The organism is Verrucomicrobiia bacterium (assembly GCA_035495615.1).
Taxonomy (GTDB): domain Bacteria; phylum Omnitrophota; class Omnitrophia; order Omnitrophales; family Aquincolibacteriaceae; genus DATJFP01.
Genome location: DATJFP010000083.1, coordinates 1 through 21,162 on the forward strand (window position 1 = coordinate 1; position 21,162 = coordinate 21,162).

General features: G+C 59.9%; 19 protein-coding genes. All 19 read left to right on the forward strand.

The features are described from left to right. The first annotated feature begins 61 nt into the window (after positions 1-61). The 19 genes from VL688_10260 (at position 62) to VL688_10350 (ending at position 21,161) form a co-directional block, all read left to right on the forward strand. Entirely contained in the window at positions 62-1,327 is a 1,266-nt protein-coding gene (locus VL688_10260) for a glycosyltransferase family 9 protein (GenBank protein HTL48426.1), read from the forward strand. Beyond that, positions 1,311-2,471 carry a glycoside hydrolase family 99-like domain-containing protein gene (locus VL688_10265; GenBank protein ID HTL48427.1) on the forward strand — a complete coding sequence of 387 codons (1,161 nt, stop codon included), beginning with the start codon at positions 1,311-1,313 and terminating at the stop codon, positions 2,469-2,471. The genes VL688_10260 and VL688_10265 overlap by 17 nt, the downstream gene beginning before the upstream one ends. Then, on the forward strand, positions 2,455-3,492 hold the full coding sequence (locus tag VL688_10270) for a hypothetical protein (GenBank protein HTL48428.1): 1,038 nt from the start codon (positions 2,455-2,457) through the stop codon (positions 3,490-3,492). The genes VL688_10265 and VL688_10270 overlap by 17 nt, the downstream gene beginning before the upstream one ends. Continuing rightward, positions 3,485-4,450: a glycosyltransferase family A protein gene (locus tag VL688_10275; GenBank protein HTL48429.1), complete on the forward strand. Its 966-nt coding sequence runs from the start codon at positions 3,485-3,487 to the stop codon at positions 4,448-4,450. Before VL688_10270 ends, VL688_10275 begins: the two co-directional genes overlap by 8 nt. Before the next feature lie 95 nt (positions 4,451-4,545). After that, positions 4,546-4,701 carry a hypothetical protein gene (locus tag VL688_10280; GenBank protein ID HTL48430.1) on the forward strand — a complete coding sequence of 52 codons (156 nt, stop codon included), beginning with the start codon at positions 4,546-4,548 and terminating at the stop codon, positions 4,699-4,701. Positions 4,702-4,713: 12 nt separating this feature from the next. Beyond that, positions 4,714-5,694 carry a glycosyltransferase gene (locus VL688_10285; GenBank protein HTL48431.1) on the forward strand — a complete coding sequence of 327 codons (981 nt, stop codon included), beginning with the start codon at positions 4,714-4,716 and terminating at the stop codon, positions 5,692-5,694. A 42-nt stretch (positions 5,695-5,736) separates the two neighbouring features. Beyond that, entirely contained in the window at positions 5,737-6,750 is a 1,014-nt protein-coding gene (locus VL688_10290) for a glycosyltransferase (protein ID HTL48432.1), read from the forward strand. Between the two features lie 7 nt (positions 6,751-6,757). Continuing rightward, a complete protein-coding gene (locus VL688_10295) occupies positions 6,758-7,702 on the forward strand; it encodes a glycosyltransferase (protein ID HTL48433.1) in 945 nt (314 codons plus the stop codon). Positions 7,703-7,771: 69 nt separating this feature from the next. Next, positions 7,772-8,782, forward strand: a complete 1,011-nt coding sequence (locus VL688_10300) for a glycosyltransferase (GenBank protein HTL48434.1) — start codon at positions 7,772-7,774, stop codon at positions 8,780-8,782. Further along, complete coding sequence (locus VL688_10305; GenBank protein HTL48435.1) at positions 8,779-11,136, forward strand: glycosyltransferase family 4 protein; 2,358 nt, start codon at positions 8,779-8,781, stop codon at positions 11,134-11,136. The genes VL688_10300 and VL688_10305 overlap by 4 nt, the downstream gene beginning before the upstream one ends. Then, a complete protein-coding gene (locus VL688_10310; GenBank protein HTL48436.1) occupies positions 11,136-12,710 on the forward strand; it encodes an O-antigen ligase family protein in 1,575 nt (524 codons plus the stop codon). The genes VL688_10305 and VL688_10310 overlap by 1 nt, the downstream gene beginning before the upstream one ends. Beyond that, positions 12,707-13,840 carry a glycosyltransferase gene (locus VL688_10315; GenBank protein ID HTL48437.1) on the forward strand — a complete coding sequence of 378 codons (1,134 nt, stop codon included), beginning with the start codon at positions 12,707-12,709 and terminating at the stop codon, positions 13,838-13,840. The genes VL688_10310 and VL688_10315 overlap by 4 nt, the downstream gene beginning before the upstream one ends. Next, positions 13,837-15,039, forward strand: coding sequence for a glycosyltransferase family 4 protein (locus VL688_10320; protein ID HTL48438.1), 1,203 nt, complete (start codon positions 13,837-13,839; stop codon positions 15,037-15,039). The genes VL688_10315 and VL688_10320 overlap by 4 nt, the downstream gene beginning before the upstream one ends. Beyond that, the gene (locus VL688_10325) at positions 15,036-15,803 is read left to right on the forward strand and encodes a polysaccharide deacetylase family protein (protein HTL48439.1); all 768 of its coding nucleotides are present in this window, start codon (positions 15,036-15,038) and stop codon (positions 15,801-15,803) included. The genes VL688_10320 and VL688_10325 overlap by 4 nt, the downstream gene beginning before the upstream one ends. Before the next feature lie 17 nt (positions 15,804-15,820). After that, positions 15,821-17,254: a hypothetical protein gene (locus VL688_10330; protein HTL48440.1), complete on the forward strand. Its 1,434-nt coding sequence runs from the start codon at positions 15,821-15,823 to the stop codon at positions 17,252-17,254. Continuing rightward, on the forward strand, positions 17,251-18,417 hold the full coding sequence (locus VL688_10335) for a glycosyltransferase (GenBank protein ID HTL48441.1): 1,167 nt from the start codon (positions 17,251-17,253) through the stop codon (positions 18,415-18,417). The genes VL688_10330 and VL688_10335 overlap by 4 nt, the downstream gene beginning before the upstream one ends. Beyond that, positions 18,402-18,938 (forward strand): serine O-acetyltransferase, encoded by a 537-nt coding sequence (locus tag VL688_10340; GenBank protein HTL48442.1) that lies wholly within the window; start codon positions 18,402-18,404, stop codon positions 18,936-18,938. The genes VL688_10335 and VL688_10340 overlap by 16 nt, the downstream gene beginning before the upstream one ends. Before the next feature lie 2 nt (positions 18,939-18,940). Beyond that, entirely contained in the window at positions 18,941-20,419 is a 1,479-nt protein-coding gene (locus tag VL688_10345) for an O-antigen ligase family protein (GenBank protein HTL48443.1), read from the forward strand. Between the two features lies 1 nt (position 20,420). Further along, on the forward strand, positions 20,421-21,161 hold the full coding sequence (locus VL688_10350) for a hypothetical protein (GenBank protein ID HTL48444.1): 741 nt from the start codon (positions 20,421-20,423) through the stop codon (positions 21,159-21,161). Position 21,162: the final 1 nt, after the last annotated feature.

Sequence of the window (21,162 nt, forward strand, 5' to 3'; positions counted from 1 at the left end):
TTTGCTGCGAAAGCCCAAAATCTTATCCATAAGAGCATAAAGAAATAGGCGGAAAGACATCATGATCCTGTCCCTGTTCGGAAAAAAAATCGATATTCGGAAAAAAGACGTGCTGGCCGCTGCTCTGGCCGCCGCACATGCCCTTTTGTTTCCTTTATTCTGCCTGGCGCTCCTGGCGGCGGCGCTTTTGCGCAAAAGGCCGGCGGCAAATCCTGTCCGCCGGGCAATCGTTTTCAATCTCGGCGGGATCGGAGACCATGTTTTTTCGCTGCCGCTGCTTGCCGAAGTCAAACGCGAATATCCGAAGGCCAGGATCGACCTCCTCACGACGACGCGCGGCGTCGCCGAATGGAATAAATCCATATCCCGGACTTACTATTTGAAAAACGGCTTTAATGTCGTCCGCCTGCTGCGCTACGGGCATCTGCCTTTGTTCTCAGTGTTTGTCATGGACCCCTGGCTTTGTTTCCGCCTCCTCAGCCGCCATTATGACTTGGCGTTGATTCTGGGGCCCGGGAAATTGAATGCCGACTATGCGGCCAAGCTCTTTTACCTCGCGGGCGCGCGCAAACGTTACGGCTCCTTTTTTTGCGACAAGGCCGTGTGGCGTTATCTTTCATGCCCGTCCGCGCCCGAAGCTCCGTTGAATTTGCGGATTCTTTACGTGCGCGTGCTGCCGCACAAACAAACCACGGCTATCATCGACGAGCGGTGGAAGGCCTTGGCGCTGGTCGAGCCCGCGCCCAGCGTCGACATGCAATCGGTCAGAGGCTTGAAAGTCGTCATCCATCCCGGCGGCAAGGCCGGCGTAAACTTGAGGCAATGGGACCCGCTCAAATACGCTGAAGTGGCCGGGCGGCTTGTGTTCGAGAAGAGCGCCGCGGTTTTTTTGACCGGCGGCCCGGATGAAGCGGCGCTTTGCGAGCAGATCCGCGCGGCGGCGCCTGAGTCGATCACGAATCTCGCGGGCAAGCTGACGCTGCCCCAGTTGATGGGCGTGCTTTCCCAGGCGGACCTCGTCATTGCGAACGATACGGGGCCGCTCCATTTGGCCGGGCTGGCGAAAGCTAACCGGATTGTCGCGGTATACGGCCCCACGAATCCGGATCTCCTGGCTCCGCTCTGGAACTGCCACATCGTGCGCCCTTCGGTGGAGTGCGCGCCTTGCCTCGGCGCCATCGGGGGGGACCCGAAAGATTTTTGCAAACACAGCGTGCTGTTCGAATGCATTCTTTCCATTCAGGTCGATCAGGTTTGGGCGGCCGTCGAACATGCGCTGGAAGAATTAAGCGACAAGACGAGGAAAATGTATGTCGGAAAAGATTAAACTCAGGCCCGTGGCTTTTTATCTGCCGCAATTCCATCCCATTCCGGAAAACGACGAATGGTGGGGGAAAGGCTTTACGGAATGGACAAACGTGACCAAGGCGAAGCCTTTGTTTCCGGGCCATTACCAGCCGCATCTTCCCGCGGACCTCGGTTTTTACGACCTGAGGCTGGCCGACGCGCGCGAGGCGCAGGCGCGGCTGGCGTCGTCGTACGGCATCCAGGGCTTCTGTTATTACCATTACTGGTTCAACGGCCGCCGCGTCCTCGAACGGCCTTTTGACGAAGTCCTGTCCATGGGCAAGCCGGATTTTCCTTTCATGCTGTGCTGGGCCAATGAGAACTGGACGCGTAACTGGGACGGCGACAACAAGAAAATCCTGCTCCAGCAGGTTTATTCCGAAGAAGACGACCGCCGCCACATGCAGTGGCTGGCCTACGCATTCCGCGACAAGCGCTACATCCGCGTGGATGGCAAGCCTGTCTTCCTGATCTACCGCGCGGCCAACATGCCCAATCCCGCGAAAACCGCCGAGGTGTGGCGCGACGAGGCGCGGCGCCAGGGCATCGGCGAAATTTATCTCTGCCGCGTGGAAAGCTTCGCGGACGAACGGAAGAGTCCGGCCGAGATCGGCTTTGACGCGGGCGTCGAATTCCAGCCCGCCTACGGCGAATTGGGTTTGCCGCTGCAGCGCAGCAAGCGCTGGAAATTTCTGCGCAAGCTCCGCCTCGCGGACCGCGTCTACGACGAGCAGATCATCTTCGATTACCAGGCCGTGGCCGAGAAGATGCTTGCCCGGCCTTTGCCGGCGTACAAGCGCTTTCCCGGCGTCACGCCGTCGTGGGACAACTCCGCGCGCCGCAAAAAACACGCGGTCATCCTGAAAGACGCTTCGCCCGCGCTTTACGAAAAATGGCTGAAAGGCGCGGCCGAGCGCTTTACGCCGCCGAGCGCGGAAGAAAATTTTATTTTCATCAATGCCTGGAACGAATGGGCCGAGGGCAATCACCTCGAGCCCTGCCGCAAATGGGGCCATGCGTATCTGGAAGCCACGCGCCGCGCGCTTTCAGAAAAGAGCCAAACTCAGCCGCTTGCCTCAAATCCTCCGGCCGAAGGGAAGATCGCACTTGAAACCCGATCCTAAAATACCGGTTATTTTCTGCCTCGACGGAGAGCCTGATCCGCGCAAAACGACTCCGGGAAATCCCATTCCCTGGGTGGGTTTCGAACGGGCCGTGCCTTTCTTCGAAGACCTGCGTTCGCGGCTGACCGCGCTATCCGGAAGGCCGGCGCGTTATTCGTGGTTCTTTCGCCTCGATCCGCAGATCAAGGACACTTATGGAACCGCGCAATGGCCGCTCGAGCAGTATGCCGCCGCGATCGAAGAATTTCTGGCGGCCGGCGACGAGATCGGCGTGCACCCGCATGCTTTCAAATGGAATGAGGCGGACAAGGCCTGGACCGGGCATTACGGGGACCAGGAATGGGTGGATTATTGCGTCCGCATGTGCTTCGAAGCCTATGAGGACTTTTTCGGAAAGACCTGCCGGCTCATCCGCTTTGGCGACCGCTGGCTTAACAATGAGTCGCTGCGTTTCGCGGAAAAAATGGGCGCGCAGTACGATTTGACCCCGGAGCCGGGGTACCCGCGCCAGCCCGCGTCGCTCATGATGAAAATCGTGGGGGAAAAATTCACCGATGATCTCCCGGATTTCAGGACCGTCCCGCACGAACCGTACCGTCCTTCGGCCGCGGATTTCAGCGTCGCGGATCCGGTCAAGACCGACGGCCTTTGGATTATTCCTCTCACCACGGGCATGATTTCGCCCAAGGGGGGAAGGCTCGAGCGCCTTTATGCCCGGATGTTCCGGCCCGCGCATCTGCGGCCGTGGAACGCGACGCTCAACCTGAACCAGAGGCCGGATCATTTCCGGATCATGCTTTATCAATGGCTCGAGACCGCGCGTTACCTAGCTCCGGTCATGCGATCTGATATTTTCACGGTACGCGCCCATGCCGAAAATCTGAAAGCGAACCTCGAGACACTGCTTTCGCATCCGAAGGCCGCGGATTTCGTTTTTACTACGCCGCAGGAGGCGATGTGCGCCCTCGGATACAAGAACCGGCGCAAGGTCCCGCGCGGCGGAGAAAGGGCCTATGCCTAAGGTCAGCGTCATCATTCCCGCTTACAGCAGGCCCGAATCCCTGCGCCGTGCCGCGCTCAGCGTCCTGGCGCAGACCTTTTCAGACCTGGAACTTCTCATCGTCCACAACGGCCCTCATGAGGGCCCGCGCGACGTTGCCAAAGAACTGGAAACCGAGGACAAGCGCGTCCGGTATCATTTCGTAAAAAAAGCCGATGCCGTCACGGCGCGCAACATGGGCGTCGATCTGGCCGCCGGCGATTACATCGCCTTCCTGGACGACGACGACGAATGGCTTCCGGAAAAATTGGAAAAGCAGCTCGCGGTCTTCGAAGAACTTCCGTCCGTGGGCATGGTGTACGTCCGGGCCATCCGGGTTTTTACCGACGGCCGCCGCGAGATCGACCGGGAGCCGGAACAGCCTTTCGTGAGTTACAAGCAGCTGGTGCTGGAAGGATGCATCCTGCGCACGCTTTCGGGAGTTTTGCTGCGCAAAAATGATTTCCACGACATCGGTCCGTTCGACAAGCGGTTCCTCATCACGAACGATTACGACTTTTACCTGCGTTTTGTCAAAAAATTTCCCATCTACTATTTGAAGGACGCGCTCGTGCTTTATGCGTGCCATCCCGGCAACTTGTCAGGCATCCCGCACCTGCGTTTTCGCGAGTCGGTGCGAACGCTTCGCGCGGACAAGCGCAATGTCAATCGTCACGGGCGCCGGCTGCTCGACCGCGGCATTGCCAGCTATGGGAGGCGCTTTTACGCGGAAGCCGTGAACGCGTCCGATGAAGGCGATCACCGGATGGCGGCCTATTATTATTGGAAGTCGATTCGCTACATGCCTTGGGTGGGCCTCAGCATCACCTGGGCGCGTTATTCCAATCCCGTCTATAAATTCCTGCAGCCGTACGCGGCGGTCGGCCTTTCGGTTTTCAAAGCCATGATCCGCAAACGTCCCGAGAAAGTGGAGCTCTAACATGGACAAGTTGAAGGCTTGGGTTGGCGCCGGACTTGTCGTTAATTATGGGAAGCCGCGGGTTTATCCCCGAAGCAAAACAGCGGGGGTAGGCCGTGGGCGCTGAAGAGAAGCGGCCCCGCAAGCGTTTTGAGCCGGGCCGCCATTTGGACGATCCCGCGCTCGCCGGAAAATTGGCGGTGTTCATCGCGGTGTTCGTGATCGTGGGCCTTGTTCTTCTTTATTTCCGCCTGCATGGGGATAATTTTTAGTCAGGAGCGGCGTTGAAGTCTTTAAGCCTTATTCTTTGTACATACAATCGCGCGGAAAGTCTGCGCGAGACCCTGGAAACCCTCAGGGCCCAGGAAATTCCCGGGACTGTTGCGGTTGAAGTCGTGATCGTCAATAATAACTCCAAGGACAATACCGCGGAGGTCGCGCAAAAGTTCACGGCGAGTCCCGGGCTTTTCAAGGCAAAGTACGTGTTCGAGGCCAAACAGGGCCTTTCGCACGCGCGCAACAGCGGCATCGAAGCCTCGACGGGCGAGGTGCTTGCCTTTCTGGACGACGACGTGCTCGTGGACCCGCTTTGGGTCAAAGGCATTTGCTCGTGCTTCCAGGAAACCGACTGCGACGCCATGGGCGGCAGGATCGAGATGAAGTGGATGTGCGCCAGGCCGGACTGGCTGACCGACGACCTCAAGGCGCCGCTTATCAGCCAGGACCTGGGACCCGTGCGCAAGGCGTGGAAGGCGGGGGACCGGACGTACCTGGGCGCGAACATGGCCTTCCGGCGCCGTGTTTTCGAGAAGTGCGGGAATTTCCGCGTGGATCTCGGCCGCAAGGGGAACAGCCTGATCGGCGGCGAAGACCGGGAATTTTTCGAGCGGATCGCGGCGGCGGGGTTTAAAATCCTGTACGATCCCGCGGCCGTCGTGCATCACCGCGTCGAGCCCGAGCGGCTCACGCGCGATTTTTTCAGGAAATGGTACCGGGACATCGGCCGCACGTTCGGCCATACCGCGGCGTGGCGCTGGCATCATGCTTTCACGATCGCGCCGGCCTGGATCTGGAAAGAAGTGCTGGGAGCGCTGGCGCGTTTTACGAAGGTGCGCCTGACGCCGGGCAGCTCGGACATCGACCGTTTCCGGTCCGAGATCTGGCTGCTGCATCACGGCGGCGCGTTCAAAGAGCGCTTCGTGCACTGGCTCCCGTTCGGGACCGGAAAAAAGCTTTGCCCTTTTTACGACGCGGGCAAGAATTAACAGTCTTTAAAAATTTTATCGATTAAAACGGAGGAAGCAAAAATGAACTCGAATCAGAACCCTCTCGTCACGGTGGTCGTGGTGCCGCGCGAGAGTTTTAACATGGCCCACGACTGCGTGCAAAGGATCCTGGACGTCACGACCGTGCCGTTCAAGATGCTGGTGATGGAAGGGCATGCGCCGGAATTCCGCCGCAAGCAGCTCGAGGCCATCGCCGCCAAGCACCCGAACATCAAGATCGTGCCTTCGAACCGCTGGAAATTCCCGCATGAGATGGTCAACGAGTCCATGGCGATGATCGACACCAAGTACGTCCTCTACATCGACAACGACGTCGAGGTCTTCGAAGGCTGCGTGGAAAATCTGGTCAAGACCGCGGAGGAATGCCAGGTCGACTGCGTGCACCCGATTTACCTGACGACAAAGCTCAACGACCCGCGCGGCAACATCATTCACGTGGCCGAGGGCACCATCGTGCGCAAGCAGCAGCCCGACGGCAAGATGTTCCTGGACAGTCTGATGACGTTCTCGGGCACGAAGCTCGAGGAGTATCCTTATAAGGAAGCGCGCCCCAGCGAATATTTCGAATGGCATGCCGTGCTGTTTTCCAAGAAGCTGCTGGACAAGGTCGGCCCTCTGGATGATCTCATGATCTCCGAGCACCTCGACTATACGTTCCGGCTGCAGGAGGCGGGCTTCCGCATCCTCCTGGAACCCAAGTCGGTCGGCGCTTATCAGTATGACCGCATCTGGGATCTACGCGGCGCGGACCGTGACTACATGATCTTCCGCTGGAACCCGAAGGAAGCCGAACGCTCACTGAAGCTCTTCGCGAAAAAATGGAACCTGGAAGAAGGCTCCATTTCCCGGCGCCTTTACTGGTGCAAAGAGCACGTGGGCAAAGTGAAAAGCACCCGTCTGCACGTCCGCATGCTGAACAAGGTGCGGCGCCTGGCGGGCAAACAAAATCTGCCGTGGGTCGAGGGCGAGCGTTTCAAAGGCGAGCTCAAGCCCGACCTTCCGGCCGACCTGAAATATGGCCTCACCTCTTATTAGCGTCGTTGTGCCCTCCTACAACAGGGCACACCTCATCTCGGAAGCGCTGGACAGCGTGTTCGCGCAGACTTTTTCCGACTACGAAGTCATCCTCGTGGACGACGGCTCTACGGACGGCACCGAAGACCTCGTGAAGAAGCGCTACGGCGGCCGGCTGACGTACGTGAAGCAGGAGAACCGGGGCATTTCCGGAGCGCGCAACCGCGGCATCGAATCAAGCCGCGGCAAATACATCGCGTTTCTGGATTCGGACGACAAATGGCTGCCGGAGAAACTTGCCCGGCAGGCCGCTTACATGGAGGCGCATCCGGGCGTCGGCCTTCTCGCCACAAAACTCGTCCGTTACGAAATCGGCGGCCGGCAGGAAGAAACGCGCCAAATCTGTCCGCCGGATTTCCCGCGCGGTTTCCTCGACCTGCTTACCGGAAAAAATTTCGTCCCGACAACGACCACCATGGTGCGCCGCGAATGCCTGGACACGGTCGGTGTCTTTGACCCCGAACTGAAAGTCGCCGAAGACTGGGACCTCTGGCTCAGGATCGCGCGCCGCTACGAGATCTTCTGCCTCGACGAAGTGCTGGCCGAACACCGCGACCACCCGCAGAAAACCACGCAGAACCTTTTCAAGGTCTACGACGGCTACTGGCGCTTTTACGAAAAAATGCTGCGGCTTTATGGAAAAGAAATTCCGGATCTGAAAGGCTACCGCCGCCGCGGCGTTTCCTTCGAATATCTTCTGGGCTGCGAATACCTGCGGCACAGCAAGATGCGCCCCGCGTTCCGTCACATCAAAGGCGCGGTGATGAAAGACTTCGCGGTCGGCATGTATTTCCAAAAGGGGAAGGGCGCGGGCCGGAAGGTCATGGGCTTTTTCAAGCCTTACTTCGCGCTGGTCGTGAGCGTCGTCGGGATCGTGGTCTCGCTCCTTCGCCTGCCGCAAAACCGGCGCTGAGATTCCAAACCGGACAGCAAAGGGAACCAGCATGAAAAAGAAAAAAGTCGCCGTAACCCCGGGAAGGGAATGATCGTGTCCAAACAGCTGGGCGACCTGGAGCCGGAAAAAAAAGACTTCCAGGTTTCCGTCATCATCGCGACGTACAACCGCGCGGATTATCTCGTGGAAACGCTGCTCGACCTCGCGCGGCAGAAGACGCCTCTGGGCCTGAACTTCGAAGTGGTGGTCGCGGACAACGCCTCCAAAGACAGGACGGCGGATGTCGTGCGCGAGCTGGCCAAGGATTTTCCGGTCCCGCTTCATTACCTTCATGAGCCGAAGCAGGGCAAGTCTCACGCTCTTAACGCGGCGCTGCGCGTGGCGCGCGGCGAGTTTTTCCTTTTTACCGACGACGATACCAAACTGCCGCAGGACTGGGTCGCGCAGGTTTACCGTACGTTCGTCGAGTACCATGCCGACGGCGTCGCCGGCCCCGTGCGGCCGCTCTGGACAAAAGAACGGCCGCGCTGGTTGAGCGACAGGATGGCCAAGCAGATGGGCATGGTGGATCATGGCCCTGAGCCGTTTGTCATCAAAGACGAAGCGCTTTCCTTCATCGGCCCCAACAGCGCCTACCGACGCAGCCTTTATCTCGAGATGGGCGGCTACCTGCCCGGAGAAACGGCGGAAGACGTGGAATTTTTCCTTCGCGCCTTCCGTTCGGGCCGCAAGCTCGTGTACCAGCCCGCGGCGGGCGTTCAGCACAAAGTCCAGGAATCCCAGATGACGCGGCGCTACCTGTCGCGCCGCATGTTCCGCCAGGGCCGCGGCAACGCGAGCGGCCTCCAGGAAATGGACAAGAACAGAACGATCTTCCGCATTCCGCTCTGGGTGCCGCGTTATTTCCTGTGGCTGCATGTCGAGGCGCTCGGAAGCCTCCTGAAAGGCGACCGGGAAGAAGCGGAATGGCATTGGCTGCGCCGCCATCTCTACCGCGGCATCATTTATTACTGTTTCCAGGACTGGCTTCACCGCAGGCCTCTGCGCCGCGACCGGCCTCCGGTCGTGCGGGACGCCGCGCCCGGAGCCGCTTCGTGAAGATCGCCATTCTCGCCCCGGAATTTTTTCCCGTGCCGCCGGTCCGCGGCGGAGCCACGGAAACTGTCATCGAAGAAGTCTCGCGCCAGATTCCCGGCGCGCAGGTGTTTGTTCTCGGCATCGCGGACCCGGCCCTTCCGCTCACCGAAACCCGCGGCCTTCGCACCTATCACCGCTACCGGCCCGGCGCTTTCGGCCGGCTGCTGCTTTCGAGCTGGCGCCTGCCGTTCAAACAGAGCAAGTCTTCCCTTTATTACTGGCCCTACGTGCGCTGGGCCGCGCGAAAAATGCGGAGTATCCAGCCCGACGTGATCTGGGTGCATTCGCGCATGCACTTCGTGCCCTGGCTGCGCCGCGCGTTTCCTAAAACCCGCATCGTGCTTTCGCTCCATAACGAAAGCAATTTAAAAGACTATCAGGTCTGGAATTCGAACGCGATCAACGCCTGCGACCGTATCACGGCCTGCAGCGCCTCGCTCGCGGAAACAGCCAAAGCCTCTTACCCGGATCTCGACGGCAAGCTGGCGGTTCTCCATAACGGCGTGGACGTGGAAGCGTTCGCGCCCGGCCCGGATGCCAGGGAAAAGACCGAGGCCCTTCGCCGGAAGCTGAAGATCGGAGACGACCGCGTGATTTTGTTCGCGGGCCGGCTCGTGGAAGAAAAAGGCGTGCATCTTCTCATCGAGGCGTTCCGCGGCCTTTGCGCGCGGCATAAGAACCTGCGCCTGGTCATCGTCGGCAGCAAGACGTTTTCCGATCCGGGGTCCAGCCCGTACATCGAGCGGCTGAAAGAACTGGCCAAGGGCTGCGAGGACAAAATCGTTTTCACCGGCCATGCGGCGCGGGAAGAGATGCCGCATTATTTTCAAATGGCGTCCGCGCTCGCGTTTCCTTCGCTGTGGAAAGAGCCGTTCGGCATGGTCGTGATCGAGGCCATGGCCGCGGGCGCGCCTGTCGTGGCGTTCAACCACGGCGGTCCGGCCGAAATCCTTTCGTCCGATCAGGACGGGATTCTGGTTCCGGTCAAGGAAGGGGAAACGGGTTTGGAAAAGGCCCTGGAGCGTATCCTCGCGAATCCCTCCCTCGGACGTGATCTCGGGAACCGCGCGCGGGAAACCGCGGCCGTTCGTTTTCCGTGGAAAAAGATCGCCCGCGATTTTCTGGATCTGGCGCTGCCGGAGGCGCGGGAAGGTTCCAAGTCCGCCGTGCTCATTGCCGAGTCCGGAAGCGGCTTCGGCGGCACGGCTAAATACCTGGCGCAGCTCGTGCCCCTGATTCCGAAGAAATACTGGGACGTGCATCTGAGCGCCTATGCGCAGGGGCCTTTTCTCGATGCGCTGGAAAAACAAGGATGGAAAATTGAGTACCGGAAATCCTGGCGTTTTCCCGTGCCCATTTCGCAGGACCACGCGTCCGGAGGCGGCGGCCCGTTACTGATGGTGGCCGGGCTTTTGCGCCTGCCTTTTCTCGTGCCTCAAATCTATTGCGATCTGAAGAAAAAGAAGATCCGCGTCATCCATCTCAACAACGAAGTGCTTTCGCATCTGCCTCTTGTCGCCGCGGGCCGGCTCGCGGGCTGTAAAATTCTCTGCCACCTGCACGGATGGCGGCCTTTCACGCGCCTGGAAAAACTCGCGCTGCATGCGATTGACCGTCTGGTCTGCATCTCGAACCCGGGGGCGGCGTTTTTCAGCCGCGAATTAAACGGCCGCGAGGTGGTTCCTGTGCTGAACGGTATGGACGCGGGCGCGGTGCCCGCGGACCTGGAAGTCCGCCGCGCGGCGCAGCGTAAAAAATGGGGGCTCGAGCCTGATCAGACCGCGGCGATTTTGCCCGGCCGCCTTGTCCCGTGGAAAGGGCAGGAAATTCTTCTCGACGCGCTTTCGCAGACCACGCGCATCGTCGGCGTTCTCGCCGGCCACGATCCTTCTCCGGACGGCTATTACCTCAAACACCTGAAAGAACTCGTCCGGCAAAAGGGGCTGGAAAAACGCGTGATCTTCTTGGACTGGCAGGAAGACGTGTGGGCGCTTTACGCGGGCGCGGACATCGTGGTGCATGCGTCCACGCGTCCGGAACCGTTCGGGCTCGTGGTGCTGGAGGCCATGCTGGCCTCGAAGCCCGTTGTCGCAACCCGGGCGGGCGGGGTCCTGGACATGGTGGAAGAGAATGAAACCGGGCTTCTCGTCACGCCCGGAGATGCCGCTGGGCTGGCGGCGGCTCTTTGCCGATATATAACGGATGCCGGCGAGGCCAAAACCATGGCCGTTAAAGGCCGGAAGCGGGCGGAAGCACTCTTCACGATGGAGCGCAACGCCCGGCAGATCTGCGAACTCTATCAGGGACTTTTGTAATGGATCAGGACATAGAAAGCATCCAGTTCAAGCGGAAGAACCGCAACGCGCTCGTGCTGATGGGCATCCTGTCGTTCTGCTTCGGCATGCTGATCACCAAAGAGCTGGCGCTTCCTCCGATCCTGCTTTACGGCGTGGCCGCCATCCTGGGAACCTACCTGCTGGTCCAGGGCATGAATCATCCGGAGTTCATCACATACTTTCTGGTCGTGTACCTTCCTTACAGCAAGGTGCTGGTCGGCGATTTCGGCGGCATCGTGCAGGCCTTCAACCTCACGAACATCCTCATGCTGTTCATCATCATCGTCTGGTTTTCCGGCCGCTACTCGGAGGACGAACCGATCTGGCTGAAGACGCCGCTCAACCTGCCCATCGGCCTTTTCGTCTTTCTGGGCTTCATCGCAGTCGTGCGCGGCACGTCTTACGGCGGCGGCTACCTGCATTACGCCATCATCGAGTTCAAGCGCTGGATCACGCCTATCATGATGTATTACCTCGTGCTCAATACGGTCAAAAAACGGTTCATGATCAAGAACATCGTCATCATCATGATCATGACGACGACCATCGTGGGCCTCATGGCGATTTACGATTACATCAACCTGGGCGACGTGGGCAGCATGGAAAAGGCGCGCATCGGCGGCATCTCCGACCAGTCCAACACGCTGGCCGCGTTCTTCGTTTATTACATGTTCCTGCCGTTAGGATTTTTCCTCATGAACATGCAGAAGAAAAAAGCCTGGTGGCTGCTTCTTCCGTTCCTCATCATGTTCCGCGGCATCATGGTGACGTTTTCCCGCGGCGGCTACGTCGCGTGCGCCGTCGGCCTGTACGCGATCACCTTCGTCCGCAGCCGCGGGCTTTTCGCGCTGCTCATCGTGGCCAGCATCTTTGCCGTCTTCAATCCCTGGATTTTGCCGGGAGGTATTCGAGACCGCATGGCCCAGACCCTGGAACATAAGAGCAGCAGCGCCTCCTCCGGGTCGCTCATGGGCGAGGAAGGGGAGCCCCATCTCGAGGCCAGCGCGCAAAGCCGCCTCGACATCTGGAAGGCCGCGCTGCAGCTCATCAAGGAGAACCCGATTTTTGGCGTGGGGTACGGCCTTTTCCCCATCCGCATCCGGGAGATCTGGAAAGGAGGCATCGAGATTGACGCGCACAACACCTACGTCATTCTCGCCACCGAGCAGGGCATCCCATGCGTGATCATTTTTCTGATCATCGTGTTCATGTCCATCGGGTATTCCTGGCACCTTTTCCTGGCCACACAGGAGCCCTTCACCAAAGCCTTTTCGCTGGGCGTGATCGGCGGGCTTTTCGGCCTGCTTGCCGCCAACATGTTCGGGTCGCGCCTCAACCACGAGGAGGTGGCCAGCTATTTCTGGATCATCCTGGCCCTTGTCATGCGCCTGACCATTCTCGAGAAAAAAGAACCGTATCAGCCGGGTGGAATCACGGAAGAAAAGCCGCGGCGCATCCGCGGCGCGAAGCTCGACTCGGTCTGGTTCGACGACGAGCCTGAGGCCCAGACAGGGGAAGAAGCCCCGCCCACGGAAGGTCCGGAACCGGTATGAGTGAACAGCGGCCGCCCGTCCGGGTGCTTCACGTCATCTGGGCGCTCGACCTCGGAGGCGCCGAGCAAGTGGTGCTGAATCTGGTGCGGCATTTGCACCGCGACCGTTTCGAGCCCGTCGTCTGCTGCCTGAACGGCCGCGGCCGGTTTGCCGGAGGCCTGGAAGAAGAAGGAATCAAAGTGATTGCCCTGCATAAGGCGCCCAGGATCGATTGGGGGCTGGTGCCGAAATTGACGCGCCTCATCCGCGACGAAAAGATCGATCTCGTGCACACGCATCTGTTCACGGCGCACCTGTGGGGAAGAATGGCCGCGCATCGCGCGCATGTGCCTGTCCTCTCGACCGAGCACGGCATGGACGTGTGGCGAAGCGGATGGCATCACCTCCTGGACTCGTTTCTCGTGCGCACGAACAGCCGGATGATTTACGTCTCGGACAAAGTCCGCGACTTCTACGTGCGCCGGGTGAACGGAGCCGCGGCGAAAGCGGTCGTCCTGCACAACGGCATCGACGTGCCTCGGTTTGCCGCCGCGGGGAACCGGGAAACCATGCGCCGCTCTTTGGGGGTCGCGCCTGAGACTCAGGTGCTCGGCATCGTAGGCCGCCTGTCGCCGGAAAAAGCGCATGAGGATTTTCTCAAGCTGGTTCAGACTTTGCTGGGGCAGGGGAAAAACGTCACGGGCCTGATCGTGGGAGACGGAGCACTGAAAGCGCAGCTCATGGAAAAGTCGCGGCTCATGGGGTTGGATAAAAATATTATTTTTACGGGGCTGCGCAAAGACATCCCGGAGCTTTATGCCGCGATGGACGTTTTTGTCCTCTGCTCGCATCGGGAAGGTTTTCCGATGACCGTGCTCGAAGCCATGGCCGCCGGCGTGCCGGTCGTCTGTACGGACGTGGGCGGGATCAAGGAATGCCTCGAGGACGGGAAAGACGGCTTTCTCGTTCCGCCCGGAGACCTGGGCGCGCTGGCCGCGAAGATCGCGCTTTTGATCGACGACAAAGCGCTGCGGGAAAAGATCGTGGCGCGTGCCCGGGAAAAGGTCGCGGCGAATTTCAGCGTGGAAAAAATGGTGGCGGACCACGAGGCGCTCTATGCCGCCGTCTTGAAGGAACGGAACGGCCGATGAAGGGAAAAATCGCTTTTATCGTTTCGCGCTTTCCAAGCTACGACGAGGCTTTCATCCTGCGCGAGATCCACGCGCTTTCGCAGCGCCTGGACACGGTTATTTTTTCTCTGCGCCGCGCCGACCCCAAGCAGGTCGTGCACGACCAGGCCGCGGAGCTGCTGGACCGCACCCTGTATCTGCCTTATTTTTTTTCAGCCGGGCTCTTGGGCGCGAACCTGAAGATGCTCGTGACGCGCCCCGTGAAATATTTCAGGGCGCTGGGCAGTTTGATCGGCCAGAACCTGAAATGCCCGGAGTTTCTGGTCAAAGGGCTGATCTTTTTTCCCAAAGCCGTGATGTTCGCGGATTGGGCGGAAAAGAACGGCGTCACGCACGTGCACGCGTATTGGGCTACGTATCCGGCGTCCGTTGCCCAGGTCGTGAAAGACCTGACGGGCCTCCGGTTCAGCTTCATGGGGCATGCGCATGACATCTACCTGAAGACCACGGGCCTGCCGGAAAAAATCGCGCGCTCGGAATTCGTCAGCACGTGCACGGCGCAGAACAAAGATTACCTTTGCAAGCTGTCGCCGGACGCGTCGCCGGAAAAAGTGCGGATCATCTATCACGGATTGCCGCTCGACCAGTTCGATGCGCCGTGGGAAAAGAAGAATCCGGTTTTCGAGATTTTGTCGGTGGGCACGCTTCATTATTATAAGGGGTTCAATTATTTCCTGGACGCGCTCGCGCTCCTGAAGAAAAAAGGCAGGGCGTTCCATGCCACGATCGTGGGCGGCGGGCCGGAGGAAGAAAGCCTCAAAAAGCAGCTCGTGTCGCTGGGGCTTCAAGAGGAAGTCACGATGACGGGCCCGCTGAAGCAGCGGGATGTGATCCCGTATTATCAGAAATCCGATGTCTCGGTTCTTATGGCGCAGTCGGAATGGCATTGGGGCATCCCGAACGTCTTGATCGAATCGCTGGCTGCCAAGACCGCCGTGATCACGACGCGGTTCGGATCAGTCGAGGAGCTCGTGCGGGACGGCGAAACCGGACAAATTGTCGAAGCCAAGAACGCGGCGGCTTTAGTCGAGGCTTTGGAAAAATACGCGCGGGACCCTGCGCTGCGCCTTGCCCACGTCAGGGCCGGACATGAACGGGTCATGCGGCATTTTGACCTGCGCCGCAACATCGAAGAATATTGCGAAAGGTTTACACGATGAAACGGACGCTCTCGCGCCTGGTGGCGCGCGGCCTTTATCCGTCGCTGAAGCGGCGCGCGGTCCAAAGCCCGGAAGTGCGTATCCTGTGCTATCACGCGATTACCGCGGAGAAGGCGGACTACATGAACGTGTCGCCTGAGAATTTCCGGGATCAAATGAAGGCGCTCGCGGAAGAAGGGTACCGCACCGTGCCGCTGGATTATTTTTTCGGGAGCGGCGGTAAAGTGGAGCGGCCGATCGTCATTACTTTCGATGACGGTTACCGCGACAACTGCACGGACGCCTGGCCCATCATGAAAGAGTTCGGCATGACCGGAACGATTTTCTGCGTGTCGGGAAAGATCGGCGGGGATAAATATCTGGACCGGCAGCAAATCCGCGAAATGGCGGCCGCGGGTTTCCAGTTCGGCTCGCATACCGTGACGCATCCGCGGCTGCATCAGACTCCGAAAGAGCAAAAGAAGGAAGAGCTTTCCGCCTCGAAGGAGGCGCTGCAGGCGATTTTAGGGAAGAAAGTGGACTATTTTTGTTATCCTTATGGGCAGTACGACCAGGATTGCCTGGAGCTGCTCAAGGAATGCGGGTACCGGGGAGCGTGCTCGAATGCCCCCGGCGCCAACGAGCCCGGACGCATCGCGAATCCGTACCTGCTCAAGCGCACGGAAATCGGCGGCTTTGACACGCTCGAAGATTTCAAAATGAAAGTGGCCGGCGCGTTCGACGCGCTCCACGTCCTGCTCCACCGGATGCGGGGCAGGCCCTGAACGAAAAGGAGTTTCAAGTGACGACGCCCAAAAACACGGCTTCCAAAACCAGCAGGCTGCCCCTTTTTTTCATTTTTCTTCCGGTCCTCATCGTGGCCGTGGGCGTGGCCGGCGTTCTGCTCTGGCCGAAAGTGGACGCGAAGTACCCGTGGCTGGGCATGTACGTGCGGGATTCGCTGCATTCGAATCCCGTGGACGCGGTGCAGGGCCCCATCCACGTCATGTTCGCGTTCACGGATCATTTCGAGCCGGACGATCAGCCCACCATGGACCGCTGGACCAAGGCTTACCGCGAGATGGCGGCAGCGTACAAGGACGCGGACGGCCGTCATCCGCAGCACAGCTGGTTCTGGTTTTTCGCGGACGCCAAGCCGGAAGAGCGGCCGAAATTCCTGAACCAGCTTTCCGGGATGGCCTACGAAGGCCTGGGCGAAATCGAGATTCACATGCACCACGACCACAATACGTCCGAACAATTCGTGGAGATGATGAACAAGGCGCTCGAAATGACGCGCGAGCAGGGAAGTCTGATCACGGCCGAGCCGCAGCCGCGCAAGACGTTCGCTTTCATTCACGGCCTGTGGTCCCTGGACAATTCCCGCGGCAAAGGCGCATGCGGCGTGAACAACGAGCTGATTCTTTTGCGCCAGCTGGGCTGCTACGCGGATTTTACCAATCCGTCCTGGGGCCAGATGCACCCGCACATGGTCAACCGCCTGTATTACGCGACCGACGATCCGGCCAAGCCCAAGTCCTACGATTGGGGCCAGGAAGCCGAAGTCGGCAAGCCCGGCGTCGGAGATTTGTTCGAATTCACGGGGCAGAGCGTGGTCCATTGGAAAGGGATCCGGCCCGTCTACGATCACGGCGAGATCGAGGCGTCCGAGCTGCCCACGGAAGAGCGCATCGACTCCTGGATCAAAAAAGGCGTGCACGTGAAGGGGAAGCCCGACTGGATTTTCGTGAAGGTGTTCGCGCACAGCAACCGGGCGCCGGATCATGAAGCCGTGCTCGGAGAGTGGGGACGTCGCATGAACAAATATTTGTCGACCCATTACAACGACGGACAAAAATACGTACTGCATTACGTGACCGCGCGCGAGGCCTACAATATCGCCAAGGCCGCGGAGGCGGGCAAGTCCGGCAATCCGAACGACTACCGCGATTTTCTCATCAAGCCTTATGTGAACCGCTATTTTTATTCGAGCGTGCCTTACGAGGCCATCAGCGTGGACGAAAGCAAGGCCGTGCTCCGGTTCCTTGCTCCCGAAGGCGCGGCCGTGAAGCTGCGCGTGCACGGGCACGGCGTCGCGGTGACAGGCGATGCAGAAGTGACGGGGACGGAATTGAAAACGGATGAAACCGTGGTCAGTCTCACGGTCCGCGGCAGCGGGCTGGTAGGCATCACGTATTCCGGACTCAATACGACGCTGGTGCGCGAGACCGCATGAAACCCGTGATACTCCCGCGCGTGGTCTTCGTGATCGACGATCTCGGCCTGGGCGGCGCGCAGCGCCAGCTCGTCGAGATTTTGAAGCGGTTTCCGCGCGGCAAGTTCGAGGTCAGCGTGATCAGCTTATCGGCGGGGAAAGCGGATTATCACGCCGAACTGGAAAAGGCCGGCATTCCCGTGAGGACCGTGGACCACGCGGGCAAATGGTCTTTCCGGACGCTTTCGTCCGTGCGCGGGGCCTTGCGGTCCCTGGGGCCGGACCTGGTTTACACCTGGCTTTTCACCGCGGAGATGTATGGCCGGGTCGCCGCGGTCCTGGAAAACGTGCCGTGCATCGTCAGCGCCATGCGTAACCCGATCGATGACATGCCGTGGCATTACCGCCTGGTCAGCCAGGTGCTGGCGCTGAAAACGGATAAGATCACCGTGAACGTCAAGGCCATCGAGCCCGGGCTCGTGAACGTGTGGAAAATCCCGGCGGCCAAGATCACCGTGATTTACAACGGCATCGACTTGCGGGAATTTCCGCTGCTCGCCGACAGCCGCGCGGTCCGCGAAGGCATGGGGATTCCCGCGAAAGGCATTGCCGTGGGCATGGTGGCCCGCATGGCGCGTCAAAAAGATCACGCGACGCTTGTGAGCGCGGCCGCGCAGGTCGTGCGCGAGGAGCCGCATGCGATATTCGTGATGGCCGGCGAAGGCCCGCTGCGCCCCTCGATTGAAGCGGAAGTGAAGCGCCGGAACCTTGCCGCGAATTTTCGTTTCCTGGGCGCGCGGCGCGATGCCTGGCAGATCATGAACGGTTTCGACGTCTGCGTTTTGTCCACGCATTTCGAAGGCTGCTCGAATGTGGTCATGGAAGGCATGGCCGCGGCGAAGGCCGTCGTGGCGACGGATGTCGGCGGCAACGCGGAGCTCATCCGCAACGGGGAGACAGGCTACGTGGTGCGGCACGCGGACGCGGATGATTTGGCGGCGCGGCTTTTGGAATTGATCCGGAATCCGGAAAAGGCCGCGGCCATGGGCCGGGCGGCGCGGCGCCGCATTGAAGAAGAATTTACGATCGAGAAAACCGTGGACCAGACCACGCGGCTTTTTGACGGGCTGCTGGCCAAGGCCGGCATCAAACGGGAAACGGGGGCGTCATGTTCGAGTATTTAAGGCAGGATTATCAAAGGGCTTACAACCAGTGCGGCTATGGCGGGAAGGCCCGCAGGACTCTGCATACGTGCACGTCCGCCGGGTTCCAGGCTGTGGCGGCTTATCGCGCGTCGCGCTGGCTCATGCAGAAAAAAATTCCGCTGCTCGGCATGGTGATCCAGCGCGTGGCCGAAGTCTGGACCGGCATTTCGATTCCGCCCGAAGCCTCGATCGGCCCCGGGCTTTTGATCCTGCACTTCGGCGCCATCGTGATCCACGGCGGCGCGGTGATCGGATCGGATTTCACGCTGCATCATGAAGTGACGATCGGCAACCGCGTGAGCGGAGGCCGCGCGCCGCGGATCGGCGACCGCGTGATGGTGGGCGTGGGCGCCAAGGTGCTGGGCGACATCACGATCGGCCACGACGTCCAGATCGGCGCGAACGCCGTGGTGCTCGACGATGTGCCCGACCACGCCGTGGCCGTCGGGATTCCCGCGCGAGTCGTGCGGAGCAAAACCCCGAACAAGGAAAACAGCTGACCATGCCGTTAAAAAAAACGCTCCCGATTTTCGAAGCGGACCTCGGCGCCCTGATCTCGGCAGGCGCTTTGCTGCTTCTGATCTGTTTTCTCCGGGTCAAAGACCTGGTACTTCCCGGCGCCCTGTCCCTGGTGCTCGGTTTTGGCGGAGCGGGTTTTTGCCTTTATAAAAGAAGGCCGGACATTTTTTTGTCCTGCGTGATCGCCTACGTCCCGTTCAGTAAAATCCTCCGCGGCGAGGAAGAGCTGTCGCAATTTACGATCCTTTTCAACGCGGCGCTTGTCGCGGCCGCGGGGCTGCTTTACGTGCTGACGCGTTCCTCCGGGGAAGAACCCGGAGAGCCGGAATCCTTTTCCTTGAAGCCGCAGGCCCGGACCCTCGTGATGGCCCTGCTCGTTTTCCTGGCGTTTCAGCTCGTGTCCATCCTCCATCATCTGCCGTACGGCCCGGATTACCTGCGCCAGGCTTTCGTGCACTGGGTCGGCGGATGGGGAACCCCGGCGCTTCTTTTTCTCATCCTTTGCTTCGCCGTGCGGGACACGCGCGATTTCAAGACCCTGGCCATGGCGGCGGCCGCCGGAGCTTTTGCCGCCGCGCTGCTCGGCCTCCACGAATATTTCGACATCGGGAACGTGGGGGACTTCGACCGCGGGCGCGTGCTCAGCATTGCCCAGGAACCGAACATGAGCGCGTCGTTTTTCTGCTTCGCGGTTTTCCTGTTCGCCGCGTTCATCCTGCAGCATTGGCGCAAGCCCGCCTACTGGGCCTGGCTGATTCCGATCGGAATCGCGCTGCGCGTCATCACCGTCACCTATTCGCGCGGCGCCTATCTCGCACTCGCGGCCGGATGCGCGGCTGTGGCATTTTTCCGCAGCCGCATCCTTTTCCTCGTGATGGCCGGCGCGGCGATTTTCGTGCTTTTGAATCCCTCGCTTTTGCCCGAGACCGTGCGCAGCCGTTTCCAGATGACGTTCGAACATCACGGCGCGGCGGACGTGACGCTCGACCGCAGTTCCGAAGACCGCATCCATGTCTGGCGCGGCGCCCTGCGCGTGATCCAGGCCTATCCCTGGGAAGGCGCGGGCTATGATCTTTTCGAAACGCGCGTGATCCCGTTCTGGGCGGGCACGGTCCGCTTCAACGGGCACAATCTCTTTCTCATGGTGACCGCGGAGCTGGGCGTTCCCGCGCTGCTCGTCTTTCTCTTTTTGCTCAGCCGGTTTTTGGGGGCGGGCATGCGGGCGCTTTCCTCGCCCGATCCCTTTGCAAGGACCGTGGCCCTGGGGTTCGTGTCAGGCGCCGTCGCCTTTGTCGCGGCCAACATGTTCAGCGCGAGCTTTGCCTGGCAGGAAGTCAGCGTTTATTTCTGGCTTGGGGCCGGTCTGGTCACCCGGCTGCAGGGGGATTCTGCGCCCGCGGCGATCCCTCAAAAAAACACCGGGCCGAAGAGCGCATCAGAATTCCTGAAAGAGGAACGCTGACATGGAAAGTTTTCATCACTATTACGTTTCGGTGGTCGAGCGCATCCCGGTTTTGAGGCGCCTGCGCCGGAAATATTCCAATTATAAGATGATCCTCGTCCTGGGCCTTGCGTGTCTGCTTGCCGGCTCCTGGCTCGGCGTCTGGGTGGGCGGCAATGCCGCGTCGCAGGCCGCGGGTCCCGCGCCTTCGGGCTCTCTGTCCGATCGCACGCGCATGTGGATGCGGCGCTCTTTCGCGCCCACGATTCCCGTGGCCGGGCACCAGAAGGACGGAACTTTCGTGCTGGCGAATTTCGAGACCGTGAACGATTTCAAATTGTGGACCGTGGGCGGCGCCATGATTGAAACGTCTACGGACCATCCGTCGGAAGGCGATTACGGCGCGCGCGTCACGTTCTACGGCAAAGAAAAACTTTCCGGCGTTTCCATCGAGGAATATTTTACGAGCCGTTTCGGCTTGAGCGATTGGACGCCTTACGCCGCTTTCCGGTTCTACGCATACAATCCCAACTCCGACACGCTGCGCATGATCGTGCAGGTCAAGGACCGCTGGGGCACTCCTTACAAACAGGAAGTCACGCTGGGTCCGGGCGAAGGGCGTTACATCGAAATGCCGACGCTGCAGATGGCGGCGGTGATCAAACTGCAAAACATCGAACAGCTGACCTTTTTCGTCTGGGAAGCCGCCGGTGAAAGAAAAGTCTACCTCGATCACCTCTACCTTGTTCCGAAGGAAGCCTGAC